Annotated in this window: 14 protein-coding genes and 4 tRNA genes; 9 read left to right on the top strand and 9 right to left on the bottom strand. The window is 69.5% G+C overall.

The genetic code is table 11. The features are described 5' to 3' along the window. Window positions 1-264: 264 nt before the first annotated feature. The 6 genes from ACLQ2R_RS29855 to ACLQ2R_RS29830 all read right to left on the bottom strand — a co-directional run bounded on the left by ACLQ2R_RS29855 (window position 265) and on the right by ACLQ2R_RS29830 (window position 4,130). Window positions 265-813 (bottom strand): hypothetical protein, encoded by a 549-nt coding sequence (locus tag ACLQ2R_RS29855; RefSeq protein WP_425964233.1) that lies wholly within the window; start codon window positions 811-813, stop codon window positions 265-267. After that, window positions 813-1,931: a helix-turn-helix domain-containing protein gene (locus ACLQ2R_RS29850; protein WP_425964231.1), complete on the bottom strand. Its 1,119-nt coding sequence runs from the start codon at window positions 1,929-1,931 to the stop codon at window positions 813-815. The genes ACLQ2R_RS29855 and ACLQ2R_RS29850 overlap by 1 nt, the downstream gene beginning before the upstream one ends. A 240-nt stretch (window positions 1,932-2,171) precedes the next feature. After that, window positions 2,172-2,245 (bottom strand) — tRNA-Phe (locus ACLQ2R_RS29845). Window positions 2,246-2,273: 28 nt separating this feature from the next. Continuing rightward, window positions 2,274-2,348, bottom strand: a tRNA-Asp gene (locus ACLQ2R_RS29840). Window positions 2,349-2,451: 103 nt separating this feature from the next. Further along, window positions 2,452-2,524, bottom strand: a tRNA-Glu gene (locus ACLQ2R_RS29835). Between the two features lie 91 nt (window positions 2,525-2,615). Continuing rightward, entirely contained in the window at window positions 2,616-4,130 is a 1,515-nt protein-coding gene (locus ACLQ2R_RS29830) for a metallophosphoesterase family protein (protein ID WP_425964229.1), read from the bottom strand. Between the two features lie 35 nt (window positions 4,131-4,165). On the opposite strand from ACLQ2R_RS29830, the gene ACLQ2R_RS29825 reads away from it, so the two are divergent. Both ACLQ2R_RS29825 and ACLQ2R_RS29820 read left to right on the top strand, forming a co-directional pair. After that, on the top strand, window positions 4,166-4,516 hold the full coding sequence (locus ACLQ2R_RS29825) for a metallopeptidase family protein (RefSeq protein ID WP_425964227.1): 351 nt from the start codon (window positions 4,166-4,168) through the stop codon (window positions 4,514-4,516). Between the two features lie 168 nt (window positions 4,517-4,684). Next, on the top strand, window positions 4,685-5,980 hold the full coding sequence (locus ACLQ2R_RS29820; protein ID WP_425964225.1) for an MFS transporter: 1,296 nt from the start codon (window positions 4,685-4,687) through the stop codon (window positions 5,978-5,980). A 1-nt stretch (window position 5,981) separates the two neighbouring features. Here ACLQ2R_RS29820 and ACLQ2R_RS29815 read toward each other — a convergent pair whose 3' ends face one another. Further along, complete coding sequence (locus tag ACLQ2R_RS29815; RefSeq protein WP_425964223.1) at window positions 5,982-6,425, bottom strand: PspC domain-containing protein; 444 nt, start codon at window positions 6,423-6,425, stop codon at window positions 5,982-5,984. 118 nt (window positions 6,426-6,543) lie between these two features. Between ACLQ2R_RS29815 and ACLQ2R_RS29810 the strand changes: the two genes are divergently transcribed. After that, window positions 6,544-7,701 (top strand): acyl-CoA dehydrogenase family protein, encoded by a 1,158-nt coding sequence (locus tag ACLQ2R_RS29810; RefSeq protein ID WP_425964221.1) that lies wholly within the window; start codon window positions 6,544-6,546, stop codon window positions 7,699-7,701. Window positions 7,702-7,789: 88 nt separating this feature from the next. Here ACLQ2R_RS29810 and ACLQ2R_RS29805 read toward each other — a convergent pair whose 3' ends face one another. Beyond that, window positions 7,790-8,374, bottom strand: a complete 585-nt coding sequence (locus tag ACLQ2R_RS29805; RefSeq protein ID WP_425964219.1) for an exonuclease domain-containing protein — start codon at window positions 8,372-8,374, stop codon at window positions 7,790-7,792. Window positions 8,375-8,538: 164 nt separating this feature from the next. Between ACLQ2R_RS29805 and ACLQ2R_RS29800 the strand changes: the two genes are divergently transcribed. The 6 genes from ACLQ2R_RS29800 to ACLQ2R_RS29775 all read left to right on the top strand — a co-directional run bounded on the left by ACLQ2R_RS29800 (window position 8,539) and on the right by ACLQ2R_RS29775 (window position 12,242). Further along, window positions 8,539-8,611, top strand: a tRNA-Lys gene (locus ACLQ2R_RS29800). Between the two features lie 523 nt (window positions 8,612-9,134). Continuing rightward, entirely contained in the window at window positions 9,135-10,382 is a 1,248-nt protein-coding gene (locus ACLQ2R_RS29795) for an MFS transporter (protein ID WP_425964217.1), read from the top strand. A 37-nt stretch (window positions 10,383-10,419) separates the two neighbouring features. Next, on the top strand, window positions 10,420-10,677 hold the full coding sequence (locus ACLQ2R_RS29790; RefSeq protein ID WP_425964215.1) for a hypothetical protein: 258 nt from the start codon (window positions 10,420-10,422) through the stop codon (window positions 10,675-10,677). A 513-nt stretch (window positions 10,678-11,190) separates the two neighbouring features. Then, window positions 11,191-11,379, top strand: coding sequence for a hypothetical protein (locus tag ACLQ2R_RS29785; RefSeq protein ID WP_425964213.1), 189 nt, complete (start codon window positions 11,191-11,193; stop codon window positions 11,377-11,379). Window positions 11,380-11,393: 14 nt separating this feature from the next. Further along, on the top strand, window positions 11,394-11,759 hold the full coding sequence (locus tag ACLQ2R_RS29780) for a hypothetical protein (RefSeq protein WP_425964211.1): 366 nt from the start codon (window positions 11,394-11,396) through the stop codon (window positions 11,757-11,759). 120 nt (window positions 11,760-11,879) lie between these two features. Then, window positions 11,880-12,242 carry a hypothetical protein gene (locus tag ACLQ2R_RS29775; RefSeq protein ID WP_425964209.1) on the top strand — a complete coding sequence of 121 codons (363 nt, stop codon included), beginning with the start codon at window positions 11,880-11,882 and terminating at the stop codon, window positions 12,240-12,242. A 139-nt stretch (window positions 12,243-12,381) separates the two neighbouring features. Here the strand turns inward: ACLQ2R_RS29775 and katG are convergent, their stop codons facing one another. After that, entirely contained in the window at window positions 12,382-14,652 is a 2,271-nt protein-coding gene (katG, locus tag ACLQ2R_RS29770) for a catalase/peroxidase HPI (protein WP_425964207.1), read from the bottom strand. Window positions 14,653-14,655 lie beyond the last annotated feature (3 nt).

Genomic DNA, 14,655 nt, shown 5'->3' with positions numbered 1-14,655 from the left:
AAAGCATCATTCGACATCGTGGAATTGTCCTACTTCGGCTGATGCTTGACAGTGCGGCTTCGGCTGGTCTGCTTTGGGTGATGCGTGGCCGTCACGTCAGGACGGCGATGTCAGCAGTGCTGTCACTTCATCCGCCACAACTTATGCACTACAAGTCAGGTCGAGACGGTCTGTAGCGCCTGCTGCCACCAGAAGTGCCTGCTCGACAGCTCTTTCCACTTGATCGATATCCATGCATGTGCACCCGGAATCCAGTGGCGTGGCTCAGGGGCTGTCAAGAAGGCCGTTCTCCTCAGCCCACAGCTGGAAACCACCACGCCGAAACGGCAGGTGATACTTGCTGGACAACAAGTCATCAGCCAGTTCGGCGACGAGCGGGACAGTCAGCAGGCCGTCCCTGATAGACCAGCACAGCAGCCGCAAAGTGGGGCAGCAGTCGACGTTAAAGGAGGCCGCAGCCTTCCTCGCTGCACTGTCGTCCAGGACAGCCGTGGCCCCCATCGTACGCGCCAAGGCAAGCACGCCCGCCTCACCGACGTTCTTGTTGCCGACGACCAGCAGTTCGGAGAAGTCAGCGAACGCCTCCATCTCAGCTTGGGACCTCAGCCCGTAGTGCTCGATCCAATCCGCAGTGAGCGCGGCGCCGATGCGCGAATCTTTCGCCTCACCCTCCATCAGTTCCGCTACTACGACATCCGGAACGAGGGCACGGCGTTTACCGACCACCGCCTTGAGCACACCCAACCAGTTGTTGGTGGCGAAGGCGCTCAGCGGGCCCGTGTCGAAGACGAATGCCTCGCCCGTATCTTCCATTACGAGACGAACTCCCAGATCGCCTTCTCTGGCAGCTCCGGCACTTGGGGAAGCTCGTCCTCGGTCCATGTGTCGAACAGCAGGTCGATCGCACGGGCAGCAGAGATCTCAGAGCCGCGATACAGGGAAAGGACAGACTTGACGTAAGGATTAGGCAGGCAGGGCGGTTCGAGTTCGTGTTTGACCACCAGGTTCAGTTCGACGATGTCAGCCTTGCCGGTGCGTACCGATCGGACAAGGCGAGCATCCGAGACAGAGATCAGCCCGATCTCAACCATGCGGCGCGCCAACGTCGCCATATCCACCTGGTAGAAGCTGCCGAGCTTCACCGCGATCGTGCGCAGGTCGGTGCCCTCGTTGGTTAGGCGGCGAAATTCCTCGCGCAGGCCGGCCTCGGGCAGTAAAAACGCGCGGGCGAACCGGTCCAGGCGCGACTCCCAGCCTTCGACACCGTCCTGCTCGGCGATCCGCCAGTCCACGGTGTACTCGTCAGCAAACAGAAAATGGCCAAACTCGTGCGCCAGGGCCAAGCGGCGGCGGCCTACGTGACGGGCACCATTGACGATTGCCACGCCGCCTGCGCGGAGCAGCAGGGAGGCGGCATCGGCGGCATCGGTGCCCAAATCGAAGGAGAACGCGAACAGGCCTTGAGCGGCCATACGATCGACCAGCGCCGAGACGGGATCAGTGGGATCGGTGCCCAATAAGGCGCGGGCTCTCGCGGCAATGTCCTCAGCCTGCGCCGCAGTGCCGGGCCTGTTGAGAGCGGGGGTGTCCGGCTGTGCCTGTCTGCCGCGCTCGACGACGAACTCGACGTTTCGCGCAACCCTCTCGATCAGGCGGTCAATGGCGGGGCTGGCCGCACCGGGTTCCTGAAGGTTGCGGTGAGAGATCACAACGGGTGGCGCAGGCCGGAAAAACCATTCGATCCGTTCGTTCACTGCGCGAGCAATGCGGGCCAACTCCAGGGCGGACACCCGGCGACTGCCGTTCTCAATCTTGGCAAGGCTGGAACGGTCGAGCGCCACCGCGACGGACAGGTCGGCCTGCGTCATTCCAGCGCGCTGCCGAGCATGTGCGATGCGCTCGCCCAGCTCATCCCCGTCTGCGGTGCTCACTGTGCGATTATAGAACAGCGCTGGTCAAAGGAGTAGACGACGACACGGATCTGCAAGCCCTGCTGATCTACCGGGCTTTAGGGCTGCGGCTTGTGGTGAACGATTCGTAGATCAGCCGGTTCCTGACACGTCCTGGTGTTCCTCTGCCGCCCACCATGCTCCGGCGATGTTGCTGTCACCGAGGATTCAAAAAAGCCCCGAACGATGTTCGTTCGGGGCGTCTTTCCTGCTTAGTTACTGTGGTCAGGGGCGGGGTCGAACCGCCGACCTTCCGCTTTTCAGGCGGACGCTCGTACCGACTGAGCTACCTGACCTCGGTGGTGGATCGAACACCTACCAGAGCGGTCCTGACGGGACTTGAACCCGCGACCTCCACCTTGACAGGGTGGCGAGCACTCCAAACTGCTCTACAGGACCTTGCGTTTCGGGGCTTTCGTCCCGGTCTTTCTTGCCTTGCTTAGCCTACCAGTTTTCCGGAGGTCTTCGACCTTCCGTTTCCCTGGTGAGCCTTGGCTCAGCGTGCCCCCAACGGGATTCGAACCCGTGTCGCCGCCTTGAAAGGGCGGTGTCCTAGGCCACTGGACGATGGGGGCCCGGGACTCGCGTCCCGTTCCTTCGCCGTGCTCCGCTGGAGACCTCTGAAGCATAGGGGACTTTTGCCCCGATGCCAAAGCGGTTAGCGGTCTACGGCGTCGGTGTGACGCCGACCGACCCCGTCGGAGACGGAGCGGTCGTCGGCACAGGAGAAATTGTACGGCCAGGGTCGGTCTCCACGTGACGTTGGATCTGCACCGACTGCTCGCCGAGCCCTCCGAGGGTGATGTCGTCCCAGGCCCGCAGCCGGTGCGTCTGCGCGTCGAAGTAGAGAACCGAGGCCTCGACCGGGGTGGGCTCGTCGTGTTCGAGCGCCCGCAGGCCCGCGCCTCCGGTGGATCCCTGGACCAGGACCCGGGTCCCCGACGGCAGCAGCTCGGTGGAGCGCACGTGCGAGTGACCGGTGAGGACCAGCGAGGCCGCGCCGGAGAACCCCTTGGCGATCGTGGGGTCGTGCACGGCGACCAGGTCGACCTGCTTGGGGAGCCGCGCCAGCCTGTCGGCGTGCGAGCGGCCCAGGGCCGCCAGGGATTCGAGGTCGGAGTCGACCGGGACGGTCTTGTCGGGGGTGAACCGGGGGTCGCCGAGGCCGTAGATCCTCAGCCCGGCCACGGTCGCGGCCTGGCCGTCGAGGACGACCGCCCCCTTCTGCCGGGCCACCGCCCGCTGGGTGGTCGCGGAGTCGTGGTTGCCCCTGACGAAGACGTACGGGACGCCGAAGGTGCCGATCTCCTCGACGAACCTGTCCTCGGGGCCGGTGCCGTGGTCGGTCATGTCGCCGGTGTCGATGATCGCGTCGATCTTGAACTGGGCGGTGACGGAGCGGATGAGGTTCCAGGCGATGGGACTGAGGTGGACGTCGGAGACGTGCAGCACCCGGATCGAGGTGGGGTCGGCGTCGTAGACGGGGAGGGCCGAGACCACGTCGTAGAGCTGGGAGACGTTGTTGACCAGTTTGGCGAGCTGCACCCGGTAGGACTCGAACCTGGTCACGATCGACTCGGCGTCGCCGACCAGGGAGGGCGCCCCGGCCAGCAGGCCGGTGTACTTGGGCTCCACCACCGAGTCGGGCCGGAACGTCAGGGCGATGGCCGCGCCCGTGCCGGCGATCGCCACGGCGACGCCCAGCAGGCCCGCCAGGGCCGGCCCCGGCCTGCGGAAGACGACCAGGGACGTGACCAGGGCACCCGCCAGGCCGCAGAACGCGGCGCGCAGGATCAGCGTCCTGACCCCGGCGCCCAGCTCCTCCTCCAGGAGCGCGGGGAGCCGGTCCGCGGAGTACCTGGGGTCGTCCAGGAAGCCCCTGGCCCGGTCGGGGTTGATGTTCTCCAGGGTCACGCGCAGGCCGACCGGGGCGTTGTGGGTGTCGAACAGGAGGGTGCCGAAGGGGTGGGCGTCCACGACGGTCTCACCGCTCCAGGAGGGCTCGGCCGCCATGCCCAGCTCCACCGGGCCGACGTTGGCCCGTACGGTCCCGCCGAGCATGATGCCCAGCCAGGCGCCGGCCAGGGCGACGGCGGCGACGGCGACGGCCCGCGCGAGAGCGCGGGAGAGACGCCCGCCGGCGAGACGGCGGGCCCGGGGGGCCAGATCAGCGAGTTTCATGCGCCTCCACCTCTACCCCCGATTACGGAGGCAGAATGACGTGTGTGATCGAGATCTCGCGGGAGAAGTTCGAGGAACTCGTGGCCGAGGCTCTGGACACCATCCCCCCCGAGCTGACGAAGGTCATGGACAACGTGGTGATGGTCGTCGTGGACGATCCGCCCGAACCAGGGCTTCTAGGTCTCTACACCGGTATTCCACTCACGGAGCGCGGGGACTGGTACGCGGGAGTGTTACCCGACCGCATCGAGATCTACCGGGGGCCGATCTGCGCGATGTGCGACTCCGAGGATCAGGTCGTCGAGGAGGTGCAGATAACCGTCGTTCACGAGATCGCTCACCATTTCGGGATCGATGATGACCGGTTGCACGAGCTGGGCTGGTAGGTACCCCCGGAACACCCACCAAATGCGGCCGTTCCGAAATGTCATCGCTTATCGTTACGGTTTGCATGCGTTTGATTGCTTTCGGTTGCGCGCAGGCTCCACAGAAGGCACCGTAGGTCACACAGCGACCACCCACAGTCAGTGTGCCTGCGAACTCAGCGGAGTCCTATGGCGGCCACCAAGTCCGGCCGACTACCCGGTCGGCACCGCCGTCCGGCGGAACGCCGAGCGACCTATGGCGAGGTCATCGCCGTCAGGGAGTTCCGCGCGCTCTGGATCGGCCAGGGGTTCTCCCTCCTCGGCGACCAGCTCTCGCGGGTCGCCCTGTCCGTCCTCGTCTTCGAGCGGACGGACTCCCCCCTGGCGACGGCGTCGGTCTACGCCCTGACCTACCTGCCGCCGATCGTCGGGGGGCCGCTGCTCGCGGGACTCGCCGACCGCTACGCCCGGCGGCGCGTCATGATCGCCTGCGATCTGCTGCGGGCCGTCCTGGTCGGGCTCATGGCGCTCCCCGGCACCTCGTTCTCCACGTTGTGCGTGCTGGTCTTCTGCGTGGTGCTGCTCAGCGCGCCGTTCTCGGCGGCGCGGGCGGCCCTGCTGCCGGAACTGCTGCAGGGCGACCGCTACGTCGCGGGCTCGGCCCTGCAGAACATGACCAACCAGGGCGCGCAGATGCTGGGCTTCGCCCTCGGCGGCGTCCTGATCATGAGCATGGGCCCGTACCGCGCGCTGGCCCTGGACTCGGCCACCTACCTGGCCTCCGCGCTCATCATCGTCTCGGGAGTACGGCGGCGTCCCGCGCCCGTCTCCGCCGACGAGAGCCGGCCCTCGATGTGGAGGATGACCCGGGCCGGCGCCAGGCTGGTCTTCGGCGACCCCCGGCTGCGGACCCTGGTGCTCTTCGCGTGGCTGTGCGGTTTCTACGTGCTGCCCGAGGGGATCGCGACCCCGTACGCAGGGGAGCTGACCGGTGATCCCCGGCGGCTCTCCCTGGTGACCGGCCTGCTGATGGCCGCCATGCCCACCGGGACGGTCGTCGGCGCGTTCCTGTTCAGCCGCTACGTCAGCCCGTCGAACCGGCTGCGGTCGATGGGCTGGATGGCGATGCTGACCTGCGCGCCCCTGATGCTCTGCGCGGTCAGGCCGCCGCTCGCGGTGGTGCTGCTGCTGTGGTTCGTCTCCGGCCTGGGCGGGGCCTACCAGCTCGCGGCCAACGCCGCGTTCGTGCAGTGCGTGCCGGCCGCGCAGCGCGGCCAGGCCTTCGGGCTCGTCCAGTCGGGCCTGCTGGCCTCCCAGGGCATCGGCATCCTGGCCGGCGGGGTGGCGGCCGACCATCTCGGCCCCGAGACGGTGGTGGCACTGGCCGGCGCGGCCGGGCTGGTCACGGCGGCCGCGCTGGCCGTGCTCTGGAGGGGATCCCGCAGGGAGATCATCGAGAGGGTCCGCGCGGAGGCGGACACCTGACTCACCCCTGCAGGCGGGTGTCGTCGCCCTGCCTCGGCGCCTGGTACGGCGTCGGGGAGACGATGGGCTCGGGAGCCGGCGGGAAGGGCTCCTGGTGGGTGGGGTAGTCGTGCGCGGACTGCGGCCCGGCGTGGCGGCTGGTGGCCTTGGCCCAGCTCTGCTCGGCCTTGGTCCTGGCGTCCACCCAGATCGGGTTGTCCTTGTTCTTGTCGATCACGTCCTGCAGGACCGACCTCTGCCGCCCCTCCTCGGGAAGGAGCGCCCAGCCGATCGCGTACACGGCCACGCCGAGACCCCCGAAGAAGGTCGCGACGGCGAGGGCCGCGCGGATGATGTTGGGGTCGACGCCGACGTACCGTCCGAGGCCGGAGGCCACACCGGCGACGATGCGCCCGTCCCTGGTCCGCTGGAGCTTCTTGACGCCTGAGAAGTCGTTTTCGTTCATGTATCGAGGATGCCCGGAGACGGGGCTCCCTCACATCGGGATTCCCCCTGGCGCGACCCTGACATGCACCCCGTCCTGCTCGGCAATACCCTGACAGGGCCGACGAGAGAGGGACACCATGGACGATCTCCTGCGCATCGACGACGAGCTCTCCGAGGAGCAGCGGCTCATCCGCGACACCGTACGGGACCTCGTCTCCGACCGGGTGCTCCCGCACGTCGGCGACTGGTTCGAGGAGGCCGCCTTCCCCGCCCGCGAGCTCGCCCCGGCGCTCGGCTCGCTCGGCCTGCTGGGCATGCACCTGGACGGGTACGGCTGCGCGGGACTGGACGCGGTCTCCTACGGCGTGGCCTGCCGCGAGCTGGAGGCCGGCGACTCCGGGCTGCGGTCGTTCGTGTCCGTGCAGGGCTCGCTCGCGATGTTCCCGATCTGGAAGTACGGCTCGGACGAGCAGAAGGAGGAGTGGCTCCCCCGGATGGCCGCGGGCGAGGCGATCGGCTGCTTCGGCCTGACCGAGCCCGACCACGGCTCCGACCCGGCGGGCATGCGCACCCACGCCGAGCGGGACGCCTCGGGCGACTGGATCCTCAACGGCTCGAAGACGTGGATCACCAACGGCTCGATCGCCGACGTCGCCGTGGTCTGGGCGCGGACCGAGGAGGGCGTCCGCGGCTTCGTGGTGCCGGCGGACACCCCGGGCTTCACCGCCCCGGAGATCCACAAGAAGATGTCGCTGCGGGCCTCGGTGACCTCCTCCCTCTTCTTCGACGACGTCCGCCTCCCGGCGTCGGCCGTACTGCCCGGCGTGCAGGGGCTCAAGGGCCCGCTGTCGTGCCTGTCGGAGGCGCGCTTCGGGATCGTCTGGGGCGTGGTCGGCGCCGCCCGCGCCTGCCTGGAGTCGGCCGTCGACTACTCCACCTCCCGCGTCCAGTTCGGGCGGCCCATCGGCGGCTTCCAGCTGACCCAGGAGAAACTCGCCTGGATGTACGTCGGCCTGGGGCAGGCGCAGCTCACCGCCCTGCACCTGGGACGCCTCAAGGACGCGGGGACGCTCACGCCGCGTCAGGTGAGCTTCGGCAAGCTCGCCAACGTCCGCGCCGCCCTGGACATCGCCCGTCAGGCGCGCTCCATCCTGGGTGGCAACGGGATCACGCTGGAGTACCCGGTGATCCGGCACATGAACAACCTGGAGAGCGTGCTGACCTACGAGGGGACGCAGGAGATCCATACGCTGGTGCTCGGCGAGGCGCTGACCGGGATCGCCGCCTACCGCTGACGTCCGCCCGGATCCTCACGTCCAGGTCCACGTCGGCGTCCGCGCCGCGCCCGCCTGGACGTCGAGGCGGGCCTGGGCCGGCGCGGGCTCAGCGCGGGCGGGGAAGCCTCTGGAGCAGGCCGGAGGGCCGCCACTCGGGGGTCTCGTCCGCCTTGCGGAGCTCGTCCTCCCAGGAGGCGCCGTTCGCCAGGAAGAAGCGGAGCAGCTCGGCGGTGGCGCGGGCGTCGGCCAGGGCGGCATGGGCGCGGGTGAGCGGGATGCCCGCGCGCTCGCAGCACGCGGCCAGCGTCCACCTGCCGTCCGGCAGGAAGGAGGGGGCCAGCCGCTGTGTGCACAGGGTCTGGCTCACCCACTCGCTGCCGGGGAGCGGCCGCAGGAAACGCAGGTCGAAGGAGGCGTTGTGGGCCACCAGGACCCGCCCGGCGACCCGCCGCCAGATCTCGTCCAGCAGCTCCTCGATCACCGGCGCGCCCGTGACCATCGCGCCGGTGATGCCGTGGACGTGCACGGCCCCGGTGGAGCGGCGGGGGTCGACCAGCGAGTGCCACTCGCCGACGGTCTCGCCCCGGGCGTCCAGCGAGACGAGCGCGATCTCGCAGATCCCGTCGCCCCTCGCCGGGGAGAATCCGGTGGTCTCCACGTCCACCACGACATACCCTTGCCGCGTGGACACGGTGGAGACATGGGGACCGCGGGCGGGCTCAGGCCCCGAGCTCGTCATGCCTGCCACTCTAGGAGCCGCCCCGGCCCTCCACCTGCCGTTCCGCAAACAGGTGACCATGAATGGGCCTGGCGACGGACGTTAGTGGACACTATCCTCGGTACGCTGTCACCTGCGGGGCGTTAGCTCAATGGTTAGAGCTGCGGACTTTTAATCCGTAGGTTCTGGGTTCGAGTCCCAGGCGCCCTACTCAAAAGTGCCTTCTGACCAGGCAGAACAAGCTGGACGGCAACCCCTGCGGGGTCGTTCCTCACGCCGGGAACCACCGTTTCTCCAACCTCCCGCGGAGCGGACGCGGCCTCGACGGCCGCGCGGGTGGTCTCGTCCGCGGAGTCGTAAGGGCCCGTGCTCGCTCGGTGGGTGCTCGACACATCCCCTTCTCGCGGGAGACGGTCACGATGTGAACCGGCCGTCACTCCATCAGGCACCGTGGCCGGAGGATCATCCGGGCGAACCTGACGGCGAGGTGGACCCGGCGTCGCCCTGCCCGGAGTGCCCCTGCCCGGAGTGCCCCTGCCCGGAGCGCCACGGCCCGGAGCGCCACGGCCCGGGATGATCCGGCACGCCTCGCGGCCACCGAGACCCTGATCCATGAGGCGGAGGTGCTCCTCCCGCTCACGGGCTCGGCCTCTTCCGCCACCGGAGGGCCGCGCCGGATCCTCCCGGTCCGGCTCAGCGTCGTCACAGGATCTTGGGCGTACATTGCGGGTCCATGACGAACGCGCGGCGGGTCGCGACGGCCCGGCGGCCGGACGCGGCGGGGTGGCGGCGCGACTTCCGGTTGCTGCTCGCCGCGCGGGTCGTCTCCTCGGCGGGCACCGGCTTCGGGCCGGTCGCGCTCGGGTTCGGCGTCCTCGGCCTGCCCGGGGCCGACACCGGCACGCTGTCGCTGGTCGTGGCCTGCCAGACGCTTCCCCAGTTGCTGCTGGTCCTGCTCGGCGGTGTGCTCGCCGACCGTCTCCCGAGAACCGTCCTGCTGGCCACCGCGGAGGTGACCGCAGGTCTCGCGTGGGGCGGCATGGCGGTCATGGTGGGCACCGGCAGCGCACCCGTCCCCCTCCTGGCGGCCTGCGCGGTCGTCGCCGGTGCGGCGGCCGCCCCGGTGGGACCGGCGCTGACCGGGATGGTGGTGCACGTCGTGCCCGCGTCCGAGCGGCCCCGGGCGAACTCGGTGCTGCGCTCCGCCACGTACACGGCGCGGACGGTGGGACTCGTCGTCGCCGGTCCGACGGTGGCGTGGGCCGGTGCCGGGTGGGCGCTGGCGGTCGACGCCGTCACGTACCTGCTGGCGGCCGTGCTCCTCGCCGCGCTGCGACCGGCCGCCCCGGCCTCCTTCCCGGGGACCGGGATGGCCGGGGAGCTCGTCGCGGGGTGGCGGGAGTTCACCGGCCGCCAGTGGCTGTGGGTCCTCGTCACGGGCTACTCGGTCGCCTACGCCGTCGCCTCGGCCGTCACCGGGGTGCTCGGGCCGTTCGCCGCCCAGTCCTATCTGGGCGGGCCCCGGGCGTGGTCCGCGGTGCTCGCCGGTCAGGCGGTCGGCACCCTGGCCGGCGCGGTCGTCGCCCGCTGGGTCCGGCCCCCTCGCCCCGCCCTCGTCGCGGCACTGCTCCTTCCCGCCGGCGCCGTCCCCATCGCGTTGCTGGCCGCCGCCCTGCCCGTGCCCGTCGTGGTGGCCGGCGCCGTCGTCGCCGGTGTGGGCAACGGCCTGCTGATGGTCGTCGCGGACACGGTCGTCCAGCAGCACGTTCCCGCTCACGCGGTGTCGAGGGTGAGCGCCTACGACTGGTTCGGGTCGCTGGCGCTCGCTCCGGTGGCGGTGGCGGCGGCCGGCATCGGGGCGCGCGAACTGGGCGTCCGGCCCACCCTCGCGGGGTGTGCCGTGCTCGTCTGCGCGGCCGCCGCGTTCACCGTCTGCGCACCCCAGGTGCGCGCGCTGAGGGCGAATCCCCCACCGCCCTGAGCACCCGGCCGCCGGCGTGTACATCTGCGACGAGTGCGTGGCTCTGTCCGCGTCGATCATCGGCGGAAGCCCCGAAAGCACCGCGGGACCGCACGTGCCCATGTGGGAGTCGCTGACCGACGAGGAGATGCTGAGCCACATTCCGCGCGTCGCCGCGCACATCGACCGGGCCGAGGCCGACCTGCGCTCGTGGGCACAGGAACTGCGCCGGCGCGGCGTCACCTGGGCCAGGCTCGGGGAGGCTCTCGGGATCACCCGCCAGTCCGCGTGGGAGCGGTTCTCCGGCGAGGAGTGACGCGATCCGGTGCAGCCCACCCACGCTTGAGGATCTTTCGCACGGCATGATCCCGGTATGCGCGACGAGGGTGGGCCGTTTCAGGCCGGCCCCTTGCGATTTGAAGATCGAGAGGTTTGGCCGCCGCTTGAAATCGCAGACGGGCCGAGACGTTTTTCATCGGATCGCATGTACGTAGGCCGTGAGGCCGTCGTGCCTGCGTGCCGGATCGTGCTCGAATCCGTGGGAATCATCGATGCGATGCCTGGATCTCAGGTCAGGCCGGCGACAGCCCCGGAATCCGGGCGCCCCTTGTACCGCTCGATTCCTGCGACGAGTTATTCGGCCACGTCTTTCCTGACGGGCGTCCTCCGCGTGATCTTCGTTTGGACGACCACACGTTCGCCCTTCGGGACGACGTCGATTCTCGGCCGTGCTCCTGCGTGATCAGGCGAGAGATCGTCAGGTCTCACGTCGTCGACGTGGACGGTGAGATGGGGGGCCTCGACCGCTCACGTCCGAGGTCCTGCGGACGTGCGCACTGCCGGCCCGGATCTTCTGGCCGGCGACCGTGGCGGTGCCGCCGGCGGAGATCAGGCGCTGAACGGCAAGGACCTGGCGCGACCGGTCAATGACAGATCGCCCGATGATTGCGATGTTCTTGTTCAACGGGAACGCGGCGGATCCATCACGAGTAATTTCGGTGAGGTGTTCGCCGCTTGATGCAGGGAGGAAGTATGGGCAAGTCAGTGCGCATGATGGGGCTCACCGCGGTGGCGGCACTGGGAATGCTTTTCTCCGCGGCTCCGGCGAGCGCGGCGGACGTAACGGTGGTCACGTACGTCAATGGAGCCAAGGCCGGCTCCGGTACGTCATACAGCGGCAGCACCATGGTTCGGGCCTGCGACGTCAGGGCCGACAACCTCGGCATCCGTACGGAGTACGTCACCTCCAAGGGACTGCGCGACTTCGTCGGCGACGCCAACGGGTCCGCTGACGGCTGTGGATCGGAGCGACCGGCCGACGGTGGCAGCATCGATCAGCTCAGGGTGTGTGCCGGTTCGGGCACCGCGAACTGTTCGCCCTGGGCGCGCGGATACTGAGCAGCCGGAAAGGGCCGATGGAAGGCCGATGAAGATCTTGGGTTCTGGTCCCGCCGTGTGATCGGCGGGACCGGTCCCATGTCTCGTGACGGTGATGTGGCAGACCCGTCGGCTGGTTCCGTGGTGGTGGCACGTCGGCGCGACGCTGCCCGGGACCTGTTCGACGTGACGGATGACCGCCAGGCGCCGCTCGGCCTCACGCCTCCGGTCCACGCGTCCCCGGACGGCTCCTGCCGTGGCCCGAACCTGCTCTCGGACGCGACCTTCCCCGACGGGACCGACATCAAGCCTCGCTACCTCCCGCACGGAGCCGGCTTCGTCGGCCGCGTGTGCGGGAACGGGCGCTGGCGCGAGTACTGGCGACCGCCTCACCCCGGGACCACGTCACCCAAGGTGAACGGTCTCACCACCGGCCACGACCACAGGCTGGGGGCGGTGTCCCAGAACTGCGGGATCGGGACGCGGTTGCGCAACCTCACCTGATCCCGCCGGGCGGCCGGTACGGGTCGTACCGGTCCTCGGGGAACGTGAGGACCGCGCCGCGGAGGGTGGCCCGAACGGGGCTGACGACGGACGAGCCCGGCCGGGCGTGGTGCCCGGCCGGGCTCGTCGGGGGAACGGATCAGGCGAGGTCGAACCGGTCGAGCTCCATGACCTTGGTCCAGGCCGCGACGAAGTCCGTCACGAACCTCTCCGAGGCGTCCTGGCTGGCGTAGACCTCGGCGAGGGCCCGCAGCTGGGAGTTGGAGCCGAAGACGAGGTCGACCGCGGTGGCGGTCCACTTCACCTCGCCGGTGCTCACGTCACGGATCTCGTACACGTGCTCCTCGGACTCCGACACCTTCCACCGGGTGCCCGGGGAGAGCAGGTTGGCGAAGAAGTCGTTGGTGAGCACGCCGGGACGGTCGGTGAGGACGCCGTGCCCGGTGCCGCCGACGTTGGCCCCGAGGGAGCGCAGGCCGCCCAGGAGGACGGTCATCTGGGGCGGGGTCAGGTTGAGCATGTAGGCACGGTCGACGAGCAGCGTCTCCGGCTGGAGCTTCACGCCGTCGGCCAGGTAGTTGCGGAACCCGTCGGCGCGGGGCTCCAGGACCTGGAAGGACTCGACGTCGGTCTGCTCCTGGGTGGCGTCGGTGCGACCCGGGCGGAACGGCACCGTCACCGTCACGCCGGCGTCGCGCGCCGCCTTCTCGACGGCGGCAGAGCCGGCCAGCACGATCAGGTCGGCGAGCGAGATCTTCGCGCCGCCGGCCTCGTTGAACTCCCTCCGGATGCCCTCGAGGGTGTCCAGGACCTTCCCGAGCTGCTCGGGCTGGTTGACCTCCCAGCTCCGCTGCGGCTCCAGGCGGATCCTGGCGCCGTTGGCGCCGCCGCGCTTGTCGGTGGAACGGAAGCTCGCGGCGGAGGCCCAGGCGGTGGAGACCAGCTGGGCGGTGGTGAGGCCGGACTCCAGGACCTTGGCCTTCAGGGCGGCGATGTCGCCCTCCCCGACCAGCTCGTGCTCGACGGCCGGCACCGGGTCCTGCCACAGCTGGGGCTCGGCGACCCACGGTCCGCGGAAGCGGCTGACCGGACCCATGTCGCGGTGCAGCAACTTGTACCAGGCCTTGGCGAAGGCCAGCGCGAACTCCTCGGGGTGCTCCAGGAAGCGGCGGGAGATCTTCTCGTACGCCGGGTCGACGCGCAGCGACAGGTCCGTCGTGAGCATCGTCGGCCGGTGCTTCCTCGACGGGTCGTGGGCGTCGGGGATGATCGCCTCGGCGTCCTTGGCGACCCACTGCTTGGCGCCGGCGGGGCTGGTGGTGAGCTCCCACTCGTAGCCGAAGAGGATCTCGAAGAAGCGGTTGCTCCACTGGGTCGGCACGTCGGTCCACGTCACCTCCAGACCGCTGGTGATCGTGTCCCCGGCCTTGCCGCTGCCGTACGTGCTCAGCCAGCCCAGCCCCTGCGTCTCCAGCGGTGCGGCCTCGGGCTCGGGGCCCACGTGGTCGTCCGCGGGCCCGGCGCCGTGGGTCTTGCCGAACGTGTGACCACCGGCGATGAGGGCGACGGTCTCCTCGTCGTTCATCGCCATCCGCCTGAAGGTCTCGCGGATGAAGTACGCCGCCGCGAGCGGGTCCGCGCTGCCGCGGGGCCCCTCCGGGTTGACGTAGATGAGGCCCATCTCGGCCGCGCCGACGTCCGGGGACATCTCGTTGTCGGCGACGTAGCGCTCGTCACCCAGCCAGGCGTCCTCGGGACCCCAGATGATCTCCTCGGGCTCCCAGATGTCCTCGCGGCCGAAGGCGAAGCCGAAGGTCTTGAAGCCCATGGACTCCAGGGACACGTTGCCGGCGAGCACGAGCAGGTCGGCCCAGGAGAGCTTCTGGCCGTACTTCTGCTTGACCGGCCACAGCAGGCGGCGGGCCTTGTCGAGGTTGGCGTTGTCGGGCCAGCTGTTGAGCGGGGCGAAGCGCTGGGAGCCGTCACCGGCGCCGCCGCGGCCGTCGTGGATGCGGTAGGTGCCGGCGGCGTGCCAGCTCATCCGGATCATCAGGCCGCCGTAGTGGCCGAAGTCGGCCGGCCACCAGTCCTGCGAGGTGGTGAGCACCTCGGTGATGTCCCGCTTGAGAGCCTCGACGTCGAGCTGCTCGACCGCCTTGGCGTAGTCGAAGTCCTCCCCCAGCGGGTTGCTCTTGGAGGAGTGGGTGCGCAGGATCGACAGGTCGAGCTGGTTGGGCCACCAGTCCCGGTTGGTGTGGGGGCGACCGCCGGTCTTCGGGGTCGGCGAGTCGATGGCCGGGTTCTCGCTCTCGCTGCCGTGCGCGGTCACGGAGTCGTGCGCGACCGGGCAACCGCCTGCTGCACCCCCGCTCTTCGGGTCGAAGCCGGTCGCGTCGTTGTTCTCGGTCATGAA

It is taken from the genome of Streptosporangium sp. DT93 (assembly GCF_049844535.1).
Classification (GTDB): domain Bacteria; phylum Actinomycetota; class Actinomycetes; order Streptosporangiales; family Streptosporangiaceae; genus Streptosporangium.
Note: the sequence above shows the minus strand (reverse complement) of the source record. Positions and strands in the feature narration are given on the sequence as shown.

Coding starts and splice junctions, on each gene's coding strand:
- ACLQ2R_RS29855 (WP_425964233.1), bottom strand. CDS start 813: ATGGAAGATACGGGCGAGGCATTCGTCTTCGACACGGGCCCGCTGAGC.
- ACLQ2R_RS29830 (WP_425964229.1), bottom strand. CDS start 4,130: ATGAAACTCGCTGATCTGGCCCCCCGGGCCCGCCGTCTCGCCGGCGGG.
- ACLQ2R_RS29825 (WP_425964227.1), top strand. CDS start 4,166: ATGACGTGTGTGATCGAGATCTCGCGGGAGAAGTTCGAGGAACTCGTG.
- ACLQ2R_RS29820 (WP_425964225.1), top strand. CDS start 4,685: ATGGCGGCCACCAAGTCCGGCCGACTACCCGGTCGGCACCGCCGTCCG.
- ACLQ2R_RS29815 (WP_425964223.1), bottom strand. CDS start 6,425: ATGAACGAAAACGACTTCTCAGGCGTCAAGAAGCTCCAGCGGACCAGG.
- ACLQ2R_RS29810 (WP_425964221.1), top strand. CDS start 6,544: ATGGACGATCTCCTGCGCATCGACGACGAGCTCTCCGAGGAGCAGCGG.
- ACLQ2R_RS29795 (WP_425964217.1), top strand. CDS start 9,135: ATGACGAACGCGCGGCGGGTCGCGACGGCCCGGCGGCCGGACGCGGCG.
- ACLQ2R_RS29780 (WP_425964211.1), top strand. CDS start 11,394: ATGGGCAAGTCAGTGCGCATGATGGGGCTCACCGCGGTGGCGGCACTG.
- katG (WP_425964207.1), bottom strand. CDS start 14,652: ATGACCGAGAACAACGACGCGACCGGCTTCGACCCGAAGAGCGGGGGT.